Source organism: Borreliella sinica (assembly GCF_033969665.2).
Taxonomy (GTDB): domain Bacteria; phylum Spirochaetota; class Spirochaetia; order Borreliales; family Borreliaceae; genus Borreliella; species Borreliella sinica.
In genome coordinates this window covers 150,427-166,466 of record NZ_CP135180.1, presented here as the reverse complement: position 1 = coordinate 166,466, position 16,040 = coordinate 150,427, and the positions used below count along the sequence as shown (strand labels likewise).

Genomic DNA, 16,040 nt, shown 5'->3' with positions numbered 1-16,040 from the left:
TTATGTTTATTAAAGGCGTGATATTGTCGTCTTACGGAGTTAATGGGTATGCTAAGGTTAAAAGCATATCCAATAATTTTTGTGATTTTATTAACTTAAAGAACAACAAAGTCCTTTTAAAAAAAAACAATGATTTTCCCATTGAAGTTAAGGTTGTAGATGTTGATATAAAAAGTAATTCCTTATTTTTAAAATTTGAAGGAATTGATACTCCCGAATCAGCTAAGTCTTTGATTGGTTTTGAATTGTGGGTTGATGATTCGCTTGCATCGAGCTTGAAAGAAGGCGAATATTACTTAGGAAAATTGATTGGCTATTCTATTGTAAATGACAATAGAAAGCTAGGGGAAGTTGTGGCTTTCTTTGAATATTTAAATAGTATATTTCTAGAAGTCAAGGTGGGTGTTAAGTTTTTTTTTATTCCCTTTTTGAGCATTTATATTGGGGATATAAATGCTGGAGAAAAGACAATTGAGCTTAAGGTTTTGGATCTTTTAAAATGAAATTTACAGTTATATCCCTTTTTCCAGCAATAATTAGACCATTTTTTGAAAATTCATTAATGAAAAAAGCCATTAACAAAGAAATAGTAAGTTTTGAACTTATTGATGTTAAAGATTTTTCAAAAGATAAACACAAAAGATGTGATGATGTACCTTATGGGGGCGGTGCTGGGATGGTATTAAAAGCCGAACCCATGTATTTTGCGCTTGAACATGTAGAAGCTACTAAGAAAACAACAATATTTTTAAGTCCCTCTGGTATAAAGTATACCCAAGAGTTGGCATATTCCTTGTCAAAAAAAAAAGAAATTGTTATAATTTGTGGGAGATATGAAGGAATTGATCAGCGTATTGTAGATTTGTACGTTGATTTTGAAATTTCTATTGGAGATTATGTTTTATCTTCAGGAGAGATTGCAGCTCTTGTTTTAATAGATAGTGTGTATAGGCTGCTAGATGGAGTAATAAATCCTAATTCTTTATTAGAAGAATCATTTGGTGTAAAAAATGGGTTACTTGAATATCCCCATTATACCAGGCCTTATAATTTTATGGGCATAAAGGTTCCAGAAGTTCTTATTTCGGGACATCATAAAAATATAAAGAATTGGAGGCTTTTAAAATCTATAGAGAAAACTAAAAAAAATAGGCAGGATTTATACCTTAAATATTTAGAGATCATAGGAGAAGATAATGGATTTGATAAGAAAAATTGAAGCTCAACATAAGAAAAATGAGGCTTTTGTCTTTAATGTGGGGGATACTGTGAAAGTTGTTTACAAAATTATTGAGGGTGGTAATGAAAGACTGCAGAATTTTGAAGGGATTATTATTTCTTTTCAAAATAAAGGAATTGGCAAAACATTTCTAGTTAGAAAAATTTCTTCAGGAATAGGTGTTGAAAAAATTTTTCCACTATATTCTCCTATTATAGAAAAAGTTGAAGTTTTAAGAAGGGGAAAGGTTAGAAGGGCAAAGCTTTATTATATGAGGAATAGAATAGGTAAAGCAGCTATGAAGATAAAGGAGCGTCTTAATATTAAAAGAATTAAGCAATAGTTTTTAAATTATTTTAAATATTTCAGTAGATGGGTCATAAGATGAATCAAATTAGATGATTAAAAATCATTTTTGAATGATTTTTTGTTTTATAAATTTTTCTTAAAAAGTTCGAAATTTTTGATTTTTTAAAAAATAATCGTAACGCACTTGGTTGTGTGTTTGTTGTAATAAAGGTATTAATTAACTATTCTTATTGATTTTAATACTGATCCAGTTAAGCTTTTATCTTTTAAAAAATCTAAAACAAATTAAAATTTTGGTTTGTTAAAAACTTTTCAAGTTATTTAAGTAATTTTGTTGTTAAATTTTTGCTTTAATTTTTTGGAAGGTAAATATTTATTTGCTATCGTTAAGGAGAGTTGATTTTGAAATATACTCAAAGCAAGTTTAAAAGTAGCAATTCTCAGAAATTCAACAAGCGTTTTTATGGTTTTAAAAATAAAAGATTAAATTCTGAGATTAAAAGTCAAAATGTTGCTCCATCAAGCAGTTTTAATAATAGATCAACTGTTTTGAATGCAGATAAACAAGATAAACAAAATGGACAAAATGGTTTTAAAGGTAAGTTTAGAAAGAAAAATATAAAATTTAAAACAAGAATAAATCTCGACATTTCTTGTGCTATTTGTGAAAAAAAAATAGACGATCTTGCTTTTAGCATGTCTTTGAAGGTTGAAAATGAAGATAAGCCTGTGCATTTTGATTGTGCTGTCAGCAAATTAACGCTTGAAAATAATCTTTCGAATAATGAAAAATTAGTTTATAGAGGTGTTGGTAAATTTTTTATTGTGGATACATCTTCTAGAGGAGAATATTTGTATTTCAAGATTATTAGAGAAGTTGAATTTGAAAATTTAAAAGAACAACCAATATGGCGTAAAAAAATTCTCGAAGATATAAACAGAGGATTTAAGCTTTCTTGATATGAGGGTTGCGGTTTTTCCAGGATCTTTTGATCCAATTACCTGGGGCCATATTGATTTGATTAAAAGATCGTTGGCTATTTTTGATAAAGTTGTTGTTTTAGTAGCTGAAAACAAATCAAAAAAATATTTGCTAAGTGATATTGAGAGGTTTAATCTTACAAAAGATGTTATTTCGTCTTTAAATTTTTCAAATGTATTTGTAGATAAGTATAGCGGGTTTATTGTTGATTATGCGTTAATTAATTCTATTAAATTTATTGTTAGAGGAATTAGAGCTTTTAATGATTTTGATATAGAATTTGAGAGATACCTTGTTAATAATAAGTTAAATTTTAAAATTGATACTATATTTTTGCCAAGTAGTGCAGAGCATTTATATGTAAGGTCAAATTTTGTAAAGGAATTAATAAGAAAAAAAGATGTTGATCTTTCTCATTTTGTTCCAGGATTAGTGTTCAATAAATTGAAATCTAAGTTTATTGACAAATAACTTAGTTAATATATATATTATTAAGATAATTTAGCGTAGTTTAAAAGTAGTAGGAGAAAATAATGGCTGTTCCAAAATTTAAACCTTCAAAATCTAGGAGTAGAACAAGGCGTAGCATAAATATGAGGAAGAAAATTCCGCAATTTCAAGAATGTTCCAATTGTGGTAATCTTGGAGTGAGACATAGAATTTGTTTAAAATGTGGGTATTATAGGAATAAGCAGTATCTAGAGATAGGTTTATAGTTTGTAGCAAGGAAGGTATGTCCATGGACAATGATGAAATTTTTATTAAGGTTAGGTCTATTATATCTGAACAACTTGATAAAAAAGAAGATGAAATTACTATAGATTCTAGATTTGTTGAGGATCTTAGCGCAGATAGTCTTGATATTTATGAACTTTTGTATTTACTTGAAGAGGCTTTTGATGATAAAATTCCAGAGAACGAAGCCAATGAATTTGAGACAGTGGGCGATGTCGTTAATTTTATTAAAAAGAGAAAAGGTTGATGAAAAAAAATTCTTCCGATTTTTGTTTTGGCAGTGAAAGAAAAGCCCAATTAGTTGAATTTTTGGAAAATTTGAGCATTGACTTTAATGATTTTAATTTATTAAATACAGCATTAAGCCATTCATCGTATTCTAATGAATTGGATCAAAAATCTGGAAATAATGAGAGATTGGAATTTTTGGGAGATTCTGTGCTTAATTTGATTATCACGGATCATCTTTATAAAACTTATCCAAATAAAAGTGAAGGAGAGCTTAGTAAGGCCAGATCTTATATTGTTAGTGAGGATTCCCTATCTGGCATTGCTAGAGAGATTGATCTTGGTTCTTATATTTTACTTGGCAGGGGAGAGGAGAGTAATGATGGTCGCAACAAAAAGGGCATTCTTGCGGATGCTATTGAAGCTTTAGTGGGTGCTATTTATCTTGATAGTGGGTTTTTAGTAGCAACAGAGTTTGTGGTTGGACTTTTTGATATGTACATAAGACTAATGTTTAATAGAGGTGATTTTAAAGATTATAAGAGCTTATTGCAAGAATATGTTCAAAAAAAATATAAAATTTCGCCAAGTTATAAGCTAGATAAGGAAATAGGTCCAGATCACGATAAAGTTTTTTGTGTTGAACTTTATGTTGGAGAAAAGTTTATATCAAATGGAAAGGGTAAATCTAAAAAAGAGGCCGAAATGAGAGCAGCCGAAGTAGCTTTAAAAACCATGGAAGATATTAACCTTTAAGGTTTTTATTTTTTTTATAAGACAATTTTTGGTATTAAGCTTGGGATTTTCAATTACATATCTTAGTAGTATATTTAAAATTTTACCTATATTTTTATTTTCTATTTGTTTTAGATTTTGGATATCCTTACCGTTTATTTTCAAGTCTTTTAAAGAGAGGGGATTTTTTAGCAAGTTTTTTCTTTTTATGTTTTTTGTTATAAATAAATATTTTTTCTTTTTTCCTTTAAGTGCTTTGTATATGTCAATTATTTCTTTATAATGCTCTCTTGTGCTTTTGCTAAGCAAATATCTAATATCGCTTAATTTTTTGACATTAAAAATATTGTTATTATCGATTATGCTTCTATAAAATAAAATCAACTTAATTTCTTTATTTGAAAATTTAAGCAAAATTAATTTTTCTTTTAGTTCTTTTATAGGTTTTTTAATTGTCAATATAGTGATTGCCTTTAGATAAAATTTATCTTTATTAAGCAAAACAGTTTTTTTGATTAATTTCATTCTTATTTCTAAATTGAAAAAATTCTTAAAAAAATTAACTTTTTTGAGATAATAAATTCCTTTTTGTATATTCGTGCCTTCTAATAATTTGTGAAATTCGGTTTTTATTCTTTCCTTTGAAATCATTAAAATATTTTCTTTTTTGTATTTCATTGAAATTAGGGTATTTTTTTCAATGTTAAAATTAAGTGTAGATGAGAATCTTGCTGCTCTTAGTATTCTAAGGGCATCTTCTTCAAATCTTTTATTTGGGTTTCCTATGCATCTTATTATTTTCTTATTAAGATCTTTTTTACCATCATAGCAATCTATTATGTTGAAGTTAAAAATATTCATTGCAATTGCATTGATGGTAAAATCTCTTCTTTTTAGGTCTTTAATTAAATTTTTAGTATATTCTACCTGTTTAGGAGCTCTTTTCTTTTCATATTCTTTCTCTATTCTGTATGTGGTAATTTCAAAGATTTTTTTATTGAAAATAATGCCAATTGTGCCGTGCTTTATTCCCGTTTTAATATTATTTGGAAATAATGTTATTATTTCCTCGGGAGTCGCATTTGTTGCAAAATCAAAATCGCAAGGTTTTTTATTAAGTAACAAGTCTCTTAAAGCGCCTCCAACTAAATAAAATTCATAGTTGTTTTTTTTAAAAATTTTACCAATTTTAATTATATTTTGACTATTTTTGCCTAGATTCATATAAAATTATATTATAGTGTAAATAAATTTTTTCTAAAATTGATTTACAATTTTAATTTATTTGAAGTATGTTGTAATTAGTACTTTTATTTTTTTAAATGGTTTTATTGGGGTTTTATGAGTGGTAATAACAATAGTGTATATAGCTCTATAGGTCAGCTTTCAAAAGAGACTAAAAATAGGTTGATGAATGATATAAGAAAAAGTTTAGGTTTGAATTCTTCTGAGTTTGTTTTGCCCAATTGTAATAATGAGCCTTATGTTGATTCTCGGCTTGAAAAATTTATTTCAGGGCGCTTAATGGAAGAATCATTTCTTATGAGAATGTGGCTAACTATTTTAAATTTTTTCCAGAAGGATAAAAGCAAGGAAGATATTTATAAAGCTTATGTTATAAAAAACCTAGAAAATCAAATTAATGAAATGTGTAAAAATCCTGTAATAGATTTTAAGAGAGAATGTTTGTATGTTGGTTTTGTAGAAATGTTTTTTAGTGTTTGCCGATATTCAATGGAATTGAAAGAATTTTTCAAGAAATTAGAAAAAGGAGGCATTGCTGTTGAACAAACCATTTTAGAAATTATTCAAAATAAGGTTCTTAATTCTAAGAAAAATTTGGATGATTTTTTGGATGAAGGTGAATATGAGCTTTTTTTAAAAAAAGAAAAGACTCAAAATGATTTAGAAGAATCTCTTAAGGTCAAGATAAATGAGTATATTAATTCTATTCCAGCTAATATTTACAAAACTGTCTCTGATATGTTTGAGTTTTATTATGTTTTTAATAGTTTGGCGTTTTTTCCTTACAAATCTTTTTTTTCATTTTTCAATGTAGATCTTTTAGATAATGTTGAAAATATAAGTATTGTTGATCTTGAGGTTGGATTTGGAACCAGTTTTTCAAGCGTTAGTAAGTATTTGAATTATTTTTTTGACATTTTGTATACATTAAAAGATATTGAGATAAATGAGGGCGTTGTTAAAAGTATTATATCAAATTATTTTTTAATATCTGATGATATTAGTAATTCAGAAATAATTTCAAGAGAAGATCATTTGTCTCGAGTGGAATATGTATTGAAAAATGTTTTATCAATTGTATCTAAGATTATTGTTTTGTCTAGAACTTTGCCTTATTTAGATGTTTTTAGAGTATATTGCAAAAATCCTGTTGCATCTCCTAAAAAATATGTACCCTTTTTTAATGTAAAAAATTTTTATGAGAACATTTTATTTTTAAATGTTATAGGTCAAGCTACTAAAAGACGTGATAGTTCTTTAAAAGTTCTTGTGATCAAAGAAATAAAAAGTCTTGTTAGAGATCCTAGCGTAGTTTTAAATTTAAAAGGTGAAATTTTTAACGAGTTAAATCTTGGTCGATATAGTTTTAAAAAATTATATTTTCTTAATGATTTTTTTAAAAACATATATGATGTTAGAATGATGGAAGTTTTAAGAACCATAAATAATGTCGTATTAATTAATCATCATGATTTGAGGAATATATATGTTGACATTGAAAATAATATTACTGCCTTAAAAAAAGAAATTTATAATATTTACTTTGAGATTGATTATAAAAATGAAGAGTTTGAAAGGTATAAAAGAGAGAGTAAAATTGATGACCCTTATAAGGAAAGAATTTTGAAATGGTGTTTAAATGAATCGGGCTCTATTGATAAGGTTTCAAATAGATTTGTAGATTATTTTATTGAATTTAAAAAGAGATGTTTGTCTCTTTTGGAAAATCAAAATGTTTTTATTCGAAAATCTTTAACAGTTTCTTATAAGTCAATGGTAAATGAAAATAAAAAAATTACATTAGCCGATGTTATTGGTGATCTTTTAGAAATCATTAATCAAGCACTTTTTATAATAAAAAATTTATAAATTTCATGAAAGCTTTTAAAATAAGGAATTCAAGATCTTTCTCAAATTTTGTTAGAATCTTGGTTATTGTATTGTTTTTAAATTCTTTGTTGAGTTTATTCGTTTTTTTGGCTGGTTCTTACAATATTTTTGTTTATAATTTGCAAAAATTTTATCTTGATCTTACTATTATTTTAAGCTCTGTTTCTTTTGGGCTTGAATCTACTAGGTTGATATTTTTTTATTTGTTAAGAAATAAAAAAATTAATTATTATCTAATTTTAGTTTTTAGTTTTATGATTTTATTTTCTGCTCTTGTTTTTAAAATTTTTCTTTCTGGCAACAAATAGATTAATAAAAATATTGTATTAATCTATTTGTCATTATTCTATTGACTAATGAATTTTATTTTTATAAACTAACTATTAGTTTGTAATTTTGCCGACTTAGCTCAGCTGGCCAGAGCAGCGGTCTTGTAAACCGCAGGTCGTCGGTTCGAATCCGACAGTCGGCTTTCAGGGGCGGTACCGAAGTGGTTAACCGGGGCAGACTGTAAATCTGTTGGCTTTGCCTACGTGGGTTCGAATCCCACCCTCCCCAATTTAGTAAAATTATAAGTTGATTGCCTTTTTATAGTTTTTTGATTGTGTCCTTTTAAAGGAAGGTGTCGTATAATTTCATTATGGTGCTTTTATTTTTGTCTATTTATTAAAATTCTTTATTTGTTATAAAATTATTGCTAGTCATCAATTAAAAGTTTTAATTGATGACTAGCAACTGATGAGTAATTAGCAAATACTTTTGTTTATCTAGGAGATTCTTGTGCTTATTAAAATTGGGAAAGTATTTATTATTTTGTTCTTTTTAGGATCTATTTTGTCAATTTTTATATATTTTTTAAATTTATCTTCTTTAGCAAGTGGATTAGTTTATGAATTTGATGTTGAGAAAGGTTGGGGAGTCAAAAAAATAGCCAAAGAATTGAAAAGACAAAAATTAATTAAATCCGAATTACTTCTTGTTTTGATTTCTTATATTTTTGATAGTGATAAACAATTTAAGGAAGGAAGATATTTAATCAATAGCGATCTTTCTACATTTCAGATATATAAAGAGTTTTTAAGGGGAGCTTCTAATGTAAATATTGATGTTACAATACCTGAAGGGTATACCAGCAGAAGGATTGCTTTCAAGCTTAAGGAGTTTTCTATTATTGATGATGTTCAGGATTTTATTTTTTTAATCAACGAGAAATCTTTTATTTGTGAGCTTGGATTTGATTATGATTCTCTTGAAGGGTTTTTATTTCCAGATACTTATAAATTTTATAAGGGCATGGAAATAAAGAATGTTGTTCGCATGTTTGTTGATAATTTTTTTAATAAGCTTAAATCTATAGGTGTTGTTTCTAGTGATTATTCAAGCAAAGAGCTTTACAATAGAGTAATAATAGCATCTATTGTTGAGCGTGAGTATAGGGTTAGAAGTGAAGCTCCAATAATGTCTTCTGTTTTTTATAACAGAATAAAATCTGGTATGGCATTACAATCTTGTGCTACTATTGAATATGTTATTACAGAGGAGCTGGGACGAAGTCATCCCAAAAGGATTTATTTTTCAGATTTAGAGATAGATTCTCCTTATAATACATATATTAATAAAGGATATCCTCCCACTCCAATTTCAAATGCTGGTATTATTTCACTACAAGCAGCTTTTTTCCCAAGAAATACACAATATTTATTTTTTGTGGTAAAAGACTCTAAGTTGGGCACGCATCAATTTTCATCAGATTATTCTTCACATCTTTTAGGAGCAAAAGATTATATTAAAAATTTTATTACTAAGGATTAAGAAGTATGGAGCATTTACAAACCACAGCTTCAATTAAGGCTAAATTTGATATTGTAGCTATTGTGGAGCAGTATGTTAAACTTGTTAAATCGGGACCTACTTATAAAGGCCTTTGCCCTTTTCATGCCGAGAAAACCCCTTCTTTTTTTGTAAATTCTTTGCAAGGATATTTTTATTGTTTTGGATGTAAAAAAAGTGGAGATGTTATTGGATTTTTAATGGATATGGAAAAAATCAATTACAACGATGCTTTTAAGATTTTATGTGAAAAATCCGGTATTTATTATAATGATTTAAAAATAAGTTTAGAAAGTGATAAAAAAAGTGAAGATAAGGATATAGTTTCAAAAATTTACGCTTTGAATTCTAGGTTAATCAATACTATTAAATTTTTTTTGAATAAAAATAAAAAAGCTTTGGATTATATTTTAAAGAGTAGGGCAATATCTAAAGAAGTTGTTGATTTATTTGAACTTGGTTATTTGCCATTTAATTTTAAAGATGGTTTAGAGCTTCATGGATTTTTAGTTTCAAAAGGGTACTCTTTTGAAATGTTGATAAAAAGTGGTTTATTTTCAAAAACGAATCCCAAAGCTTCTATTTTATCTCAGAGATTGATTTTTCCAATTAAAGATTTTAAAGGAAACGTTGTTGGTTTTGGGGGTAGAGATTTAGATGGGAAGGGTCCTAAGTATATTAATTTAAGTGAAACTGAAGTTTTTAAAAAAAAGGAACTTCTTTATGGATTTTACGAAGGGCTTGATGAGATTAAGTCCACAAAGTCAGTTATATTGGTAGAAGGATATATAGATGTTCTTGCTTTTTTTACATCTGGGATTAAGAGGGCTGTATCTACTCTTGGTACTTCTTTTTCAAAAGAGCATTTGGCCTTGATTCAAAGATATGCGGATGAGATAATTTTTGCTTTTGATGGTGATGATGCTGGACTTTCTGCAACTTTAAAGGCTTATCAAATTTGTTTGCCATTCAATATCAATGTTAGCGTTGTTAAAATGGATTTTGGCTTTGATCCTGCAGATATTCTCAAAGGCGATGGTTCTTTGCTAGAAATTTTAAATAATAGATGTGATGCTTTTGATTATCTTTTAGATGTTTATTCCAATAAATATGATTTAAATAAAACCGTGGATTTAAATGCTATGATTAATTTATTTTTAAATTTGATAAATTTATCAAAATTGGATACTCAGAAAAAAATTTTTTTAGACAAACTGAGCAATAAGCTTGGCATTGGTGTGACAACTCTGTTAAAAGATTATTATAGGATAAAAGAAAGATTTGTAGTTGACAATAATAAAAGAAATTTGTATGCTCATATTGATGATTCTTATGAGAGGTATTTAATAGCAGCTTTGTTGAAAAATTTTAGTTATTTTGTTATAATAAGACGCAACATTATTGATAGTGATTTGATTGATGTTGATGCCAGAAAAGTTTTTGTGTGCTTTGAAGATTTATTTGAAAATAATGAAGATTTTTCATTAATGGATTTAAAAAACAAATTAAAGAATCACTATAAAGTTAGTGAAGTTTTTTTTGAAGAAATTTTAAATTCTGAATTTGAAGTGGATGATGAGACGCTCATTCATATTTTGCTTGCAATTAAAAGAAGAAAATTAGATTTTCGTGTTTTGCTTTGCAAGAAAAGATCTGATGGAGACTCTTTGGTAAATGCTAAGATTCAAATAAATGAGTTAATGTTTTTAAACATGCAGAGAAAAAATTTAAAAATCTACATAGATGATATTCCAGGGAGTTAAGTTTTGTCGGATTTGGAAAAGAAATATTCTAAGCTGATAGAAGGTATTGTTATTCATTTAGGGGATAAAAAATCTCTTAGTTTTAGCGAATTGTCAAATTTACTTCCCGATGACATATTAGAACCAGAGAGCCTTGATTGTATTTGTTCAATGCTTGAGGATAGGGGAATAAGGTTGGTTAATAAAATTTCTGAAGTAGATCTGGTCGTTACCGAAGATGGGAATGATGAAGAGGAAGAGATGGAAATTGAAGCTGATAGAAATTTTATGATTTTAGATGATAGTTTTCAAAGTGGTTCTGAGGATATTGACATTGATGTCAAGCTGGATGATTGTGATGAGGGAGATATTTCTGTTAAGGATTATTTGGGTTCAGGGTATATTAAAAGCAATGTTTTAAAAGATAGTCATTCGGAAGATCCAATAAAGCTTTATTTAAAAGAAATAGGAAAAGAGTTCTTATTAACAGGAAATCAAGAAGTTGAACTTGCAAAGCAAATGGATTCTGGGGAGAGTATAATTGAGAATATTCTTAAAAATGAAGGACTTGTTATAGAAAATTATTATAATCTTGTTAATATTATTTACTCAAGAATGGAAAGGGAAGAGTTCTTTAAAAGGGAAAAAGATAAGGATAAAGAGAGTAACCCTGATTATTATAATAAAAAAAAAAGAATTGCCTCTTTTTATAAAATCCCTTTAAAACCAATTCAAGATCGTTTAATAAGTTATGTGGATAATAAACATAGGGTGTATGATCTTGGGGGAGATATTTTTGAAAAGAATTTAAAAAAGGAGAGACTAGCCTTAAAAGAGCTTTTACAAGGCATTCCTTTATATCAAGATGAATTAAGAATTTTTTCAGATGATTATATTGATTCTGCTAACAAAATAAAAGATTTACAAAGACAACAAAAAATAATTTTAAGTAGGTTGAAAATTGAAAAAATAAGAGACTTAAGGGTGCTCGGAAGGGATTTAACTATTGCTGAAAAAAGATTAGAGATAGAAAAATCTCTTAAACTTAAAGAAGATGCTATTAAGGAGCAGATTACAGAAGCTCAGCTTGCTCAAAAAGAACTTGAGAGAATTGAAATGTATTATGAATATCCAATGGATAAAATAATAAGCATGTCAGAAGAGATTGCTAAGGGGAAACAAATGATGCAGCATGCCAAAGATCAGCTGATTAAGGCTAATTTAAGACTTGTTGTAAGCATTGCTAAAAAATATGCAAATAGGGGTCTTCATTTTTTTGATCTTGTTCAAGAAGGCAATATTGGATTAATTAAAGCTGTTGAAAAGTTCGAATATAAGAGAGGTTTTAAGTTTTCAACTTATGCTACTTGGTGGATTAGGCAAGCCATAACAAGATCTATTTCTGATCAAGCTCGAACCATTAGAGTTCCTGTACATATGATTGAGCAAATAAATAGACTTAATAGAGAAACCAGATATTTAATACAAGTTTTAGGCAAAGATCCCACAGATGAAGAGCTTTCAGATAGACTTGGATGGGAGCTTAAGAAGGTGAAAACTGTAAAAAGTGTTTCAAGAGAGCCTGTTTCTCTTGAAACACCAATTGGAGAAGAGGAAGATTCTGTTCTTAGTGATTTTATTGAGGATAAGGCAATAAAAAATCCCGCAAATCACACATCTTTTGTAGTTTTGCAAGATCAAATAAGAGCAATTCTTGGAACTCTTCCTGAAAGAGAGCAAGAAGTTGTAAAAATGAGATTTGGACTTGAGGATGGCTATTCTTTAACTCTTGAAGAAGTTGGACTTCATTTCAATGTTACAAGAGAAAGAATTAGACAAATTGAATCTAAAGCCTTAAGGCGGCTTAAAAATCCTAAAAAAACTCAAAAATTAAAAGATTATCTTGAAGATTTAAATTGAATATGGAGGATTGATGGAGAATAGTATTGATACATTAAAAAAACTTGAAGTTATATATAAGTCTAAGTTTGAGCTTGAGGAAAGGCGAAAAAGTATTCCTAAATATTTGGAGATGAAAAAAGTTCAGATTGAAGAATTATCGAAAGTTCTTATTGATTTGCAACAAAAGTTTAAGGAATATCAAAAAGAAGATTCTGCCTTAAAGTTGGATATTCAAGATATTAATTCAAGGAAGAGTAAAGCAGAAGAAAAAATTGATAGCATTAAAACCCAAAGAGAATATGAAGCCCTTGAAAAAGAACTTCAAGTTATTATTAATGATGAAGTTACAATTAGAAAAAAGATGACACATATTAATGGTCTTAAAACTAAAATAGAAAAGGAAATATTAGATGTCAACGAGAAGCATACCAAAGAAGAAGAATGTTTTAAGATTGAAAGCAATAGTTTAGAGCTAGAACTTTTAGAAATTAAAAAGAAACTTTTAGAAATAGAAAGGGAAGAGTTAGATTGTGCTTCTAAAATGAATGAGGATTTTTTATTTAAATTTCAAAGAATAATAAGAAATAAATCAAACGGAGTTGTGCCTTTGATTAACAATGTTTGCAAAGGTTGCCATATGATACTTCCTGTTGAATTTGCAAATAAAGTAAGGCGTGAGCCCAATGATATTAAATTTTGTCCTTATTGCAGTAGAATACTTTATTATCAGGATAAAATTCGAGTAAGTGATGAAATAATTCCTGGTAGTTTAGCAGATCTTGTTGAATAAAATTAATTAATTTGATACTTTTTATTTAAGCTGGCAGTCAGCCATCGCTTGGTTTTATAATAATTAAAGCTTAAGAGGAAAGTCCGAGCTCCAATAAGAATATAATGCTAGGTAATGCCTAGGGGTTTTGAACCTAAGAAAGTGTCGCAGAAAATTACCGCCATAAAAGGTAAGGGTGAAAAGGTGAGGTAAGAGCTCACCGCTTATTTAGTAATAAATACAGGCAAGATAAACCTCATTAGGAGCAAGATCAAGTATGTAAGTTCCCTTTGTTCTTGAGGATATGCTTACGGGTAGATCGCATGATTTTTTTAGCGATAAAAAAACAAGAGAGATGATGGCATAGTACAGAACTCGGCTTATGAGTGTCAGCTTAATTTTATGAGTTTAAAAGAGAGTTTTAAATGGAAATAAGATATTTAAAATATATTTTCTATTCATTTATGATTTTCATTTTTATTTTTTTAATTTATTATATTTTATCATATTTTAAATCTTTTTCTAATTCCTATTTAAAAGCAGGGCCAACAGAAGTTGATTTGCTTTTACTGTGGGATAAAAAAGAATATAAAGAAATAATAGATTATGCTGAGAATGATATTAAAAATCATAGGTTTGATTTTAATTTAAATTTAATTTTGGGATTTTCATACTTTTATTATTCTTTGATAGTAAATGAAGGATATTTAAAAGGAGAATTTTTAGATAAATCTATAGAAAGATTAAGATTTTTGATTTCTATAAATAATGGGGTTTCTATAGGCCCTTTGTATTATATATTGGGAAAGGCGTATTCTCATAAAGGAGAGTTTTATAGCGAACTTGCTGTAAAATTTCTTAAGAAAGCTTTAAGCGTTGGTAATTTTGATTTCATGAACATTAAAGAGGATGTTTTTGAGTATTTGGGATATTCGTACCAACTTCTAAGAGATTACAAGTCTAGTTTAAAGTTTTTCGAAAAAGCTTATAATGAAAATAAATCTGATTTAGTGCTTTGGAGCTTGGCTTATGTTAATTATAAGTTAAATGATATAAACAAAAGCATTGAGTATATAAAAAAAATAATAGAAGAAGAGAAAGTAAAATTATCAAAGGGTGAGAAAACAGACGAAAATTTAATTCAAAAGGTATATATGCTTTATGGAGACATTCTATTAGATAAAGGTGATTATGACAATGCTTTTAGTTACTATAATAAAGTTCTAGAAATTAATAGTTCAAATTCTAGCGTTTATGTTAAAATAGGAGATATATATAGGAAGAAAGATAAAGATTATCCTAAGGCTAGAAAATATTGGAGAGAAGCTCTTAATCTTAATCCTTATTTAGAAGCAGCAAGAGAGAGGCTTGGAATTACTTTAGAAGACTTTTAGGGAGGTTGATTTGAATTTGTTTAAGTCTTTTTTGATAGATATTGGTATTGATCTTGGAACATGTAATACATTAGTTTATATTAAAGATTATGGTGTTGTTATGAGTGAGCCTTCTGTTGTTGCAATAGATATTACTAAAGGCAATAAAGTCGTTGCGGTTGGTAGAAATGCTAAAAAAATGCTTTGGAAAACTCCAGAAAATATTAAAGCTGTGCGTCCACTTAGAGATGGAGTTATTGCTGATATTGAAAATACAGAGAAGATGATTAAATATTTTATTAATCAAATTTTTTCTCGTAAAAAATTGTTTTTTAAGCCAAGAATGGTAATAGGTGTTCCGACTTGTATTACAGAAGTTGAACGAAGAGCTGTAAAAGAGAGTGCAATGAATGCTGGTGCAAGAGAAGTTAAGGTGATAGAAGAGTCCCTTGCGGCTGCTATTGGGTCTGATATTCCTATTTTTGAACCTACAGGCCACATGGTGTGTGACATTGGGGGTGGAACCACAGAAATATCGGTTATTTCTCTTGGCGGTATGGTTGTAAGTAGAGCGATTAGAACTGGTGGTGACGAGTTTGATGAGAGCATAATAAAGTATATGAGAAATTCTCACAATATTATAATTGGTCAGCAGACAGCAGAAAAATTGAAAATTCAAATAGGAAATGTATATCCCGATATTCAAAATTTAAGGGTAGAAAAAATAGATATTAAGGGTACAGATGCTGTAACTGGTCTTCCTAGAAAGCAACTTGTTGATTCTATGGAAGTAAGAGAGTCATTACAAGAGCCTATTAATGTTGTTGTGGATGAAGTTAAGCGAACTCTTGGTGCAACGCCCCCAGAGCTTGCTACAGATATTGTTGAGCGCGGCATTATTTTAACAGGAGGGGGAGCTCTTCTTAAAGGATTGAATAGACTTCTTTCAAAAGAGACCGGAGTTCCTGTTTATGTTGCAGACAATCCGCTTCTCTCTGTAGCTGTTGGTGCTGGATTATTTTATGATTATGCCAATAGAATAGATATTAGTAAGAATATTTACAGTTTTATCAATGAATAA

General features: G+C 28.3%; 17 protein-coding genes, 2 tRNA genes and 1 other RNA gene. 19 read left to right on the top strand and 1 reads right to left on the bottom strand.

All coding sequences use genetic code 11. The features are described 5' to 3' along the window. Positions 1–2: 2 nt before the first annotated feature. The 8 genes from rimM to rnc all read left to right on the top strand — a co-directional run bounded on the left by rimM (position 3) and on the right by rnc (position 4,229). On the top strand, positions 3–503 hold the full coding sequence (gene rimM, locus QIA41_RS00755; RefSeq protein ID WP_320292160.1) for a ribosome maturation factor RimM: 501 nt from the start codon (positions 3–5) through the stop codon (positions 501–503). Further along, complete coding sequence (trmD, locus tag QIA41_RS00750; protein ID WP_320292159.1) at positions 500–1,219, top strand: tRNA (guanosine(37)-N1)-methyltransferase TrmD; 720 nt, start codon at positions 500–502, stop codon at positions 1,217–1,219. The genes rimM and trmD overlap by 4 nt, the downstream gene beginning before the upstream one ends. Further along, the gene (rplS, locus tag QIA41_RS00745) at positions 1,197–1,562 is read left to right on the top strand and encodes a 50S ribosomal protein L19 (RefSeq protein WP_320292158.1); all 366 of its coding nucleotides are present in this window, start codon (positions 1,197–1,199) and stop codon (positions 1,560–1,562) included. Before trmD ends, rplS begins: the two co-directional genes overlap by 23 nt. 368 nt (positions 1,563–1,930) lie before the next feature. Next, positions 1,931–2,488 (top strand): hypothetical protein, encoded by a 558-nt coding sequence (locus QIA41_RS00740; RefSeq protein ID WP_320292157.1) that lies wholly within the window; start codon positions 1,931–1,933, stop codon positions 2,486–2,488. A gap of 1 nt (position 2,489) precedes the next feature. Then, a complete protein-coding gene (gene coaD, locus QIA41_RS00735) occupies positions 2,490–2,981 on the top strand; it encodes a pantetheine-phosphate adenylyltransferase (protein WP_320292156.1) in 492 nt (163 codons plus the stop codon). A gap of 62 nt (positions 2,982–3,043) precedes the next feature. Next, complete coding sequence (rpmF, locus tag QIA41_RS00730; protein ID WP_320292155.1) at positions 3,044–3,226, top strand: 50S ribosomal protein L32; 183 nt, start codon at positions 3,044–3,046, stop codon at positions 3,224–3,226. 23 nt (positions 3,227–3,249) lie between these two features. Beyond that, the gene (acpP, locus tag QIA41_RS00725; RefSeq protein ID WP_320292154.1) at positions 3,250–3,492 is read left to right on the top strand and encodes an acyl carrier protein; all 243 of its coding nucleotides are present in this window, start codon (positions 3,250–3,252) and stop codon (positions 3,490–3,492) included. Continuing rightward, positions 3,492–4,229, top strand: coding sequence for a ribonuclease III (rnc, locus tag QIA41_RS00720; protein ID WP_320292153.1), 738 nt, complete (start codon positions 3,492–3,494; stop codon positions 4,227–4,229). The genes acpP and rnc overlap by 1 nt, the downstream gene beginning before the upstream one ends. Here the strand turns inward: rnc and QIA41_RS00715 are convergent. Next, positions 4,200–5,432, bottom strand: coding sequence for a CCA tRNA nucleotidyltransferase (locus tag QIA41_RS00715; RefSeq protein WP_320292152.1), 1,233 nt, complete (start codon positions 5,430–5,432; stop codon positions 4,200–4,202). The two genes, rnc and QIA41_RS00715, sit on opposite strands and share 30 nt — an antisense overlap. 117 nt (positions 5,433–5,549) lie before the next feature. Here QIA41_RS00715 and QIA41_RS00710 point away from each other — a divergent pair, with 117 nt between their 5' ends. The 11 genes from QIA41_RS00710 (at position 5,550) to QIA41_RS00660 (ending at position 16,040) form a co-directional block, all read left to right on the top strand. Then, complete coding sequence (locus QIA41_RS00710; protein ID WP_320292151.1) at positions 5,550–7,322, top strand: hypothetical protein; 1,773 nt, start codon at positions 5,550–5,552, stop codon at positions 7,320–7,322. A 5-nt stretch (positions 7,323–7,327) separates the two neighbouring features. Continuing rightward, complete coding sequence (locus tag QIA41_RS00705) at positions 7,328–7,651, top strand: hypothetical protein (protein WP_320292150.1); 324 nt, start codon at positions 7,328–7,330, stop codon at positions 7,649–7,651. A 90-nt stretch (positions 7,652–7,741) separates the two neighbouring features. Then, positions 7,742–7,815, top strand: a tRNA-Thr gene (locus QIA41_RS00700). Positions 7,816–7,819: 4 nt separating this feature from the next. After that, positions 7,820–7,901: transfer RNA gene (locus QIA41_RS00695), tRNA-Tyr, on the top strand. A gap of 222 nt (positions 7,902–8,123) precedes the next feature. After that, positions 8,124–9,155, top strand: coding sequence for an endolytic transglycosylase MltG (mltG, locus tag QIA41_RS00690; RefSeq protein WP_320292149.1), 1,032 nt, complete (start codon positions 8,124–8,126; stop codon positions 9,153–9,155). Between the two features lie 5 nt (positions 9,156–9,160). After that, positions 9,161–10,936, top strand: coding sequence for a DNA primase (gene dnaG, locus QIA41_RS00685; RefSeq protein ID WP_320292148.1), 1,776 nt, complete (start codon positions 9,161–9,163; stop codon positions 10,934–10,936). 3 nt (positions 10,937–10,939) lie between these two features. Then, positions 10,940–12,835, top strand: coding sequence for an RNA polymerase sigma factor RpoD (rpoD, locus tag QIA41_RS00680; protein ID WP_320292147.1), 1,896 nt, complete (start codon positions 10,940–10,942; stop codon positions 12,833–12,835). A gap of 13 nt (positions 12,836–12,848) precedes the next feature. After that, on the top strand, positions 12,849–13,607 hold the full coding sequence (locus QIA41_RS00675; protein WP_320292146.1) for a zinc ribbon domain-containing protein: 759 nt from the start codon (positions 12,849–12,851) through the stop codon (positions 13,605–13,607). A 26-nt stretch (positions 13,608–13,633) separates the two neighbouring features. After that, positions 13,634–13,987: RNase P RNA component class A (gene rnpB, locus QIA41_RS00670), an RNA gene on the top strand. Positions 13,988–14,011: 24 nt separating this feature from the next. Then, on the top strand, positions 14,012–14,980 hold the full coding sequence (locus QIA41_RS00665; RefSeq protein WP_320292145.1) for a tetratricopeptide repeat protein: 969 nt from the start codon (positions 14,012–14,014) through the stop codon (positions 14,978–14,980). 10 nt (positions 14,981–14,990) lie between these two features. After that, on the top strand, positions 14,991–16,040 hold the full coding sequence (locus QIA41_RS00660) for a rod shape-determining protein (protein ID WP_320292144.1): 1,050 nt from the start codon (positions 14,991–14,993) through the stop codon (positions 16,038–16,040).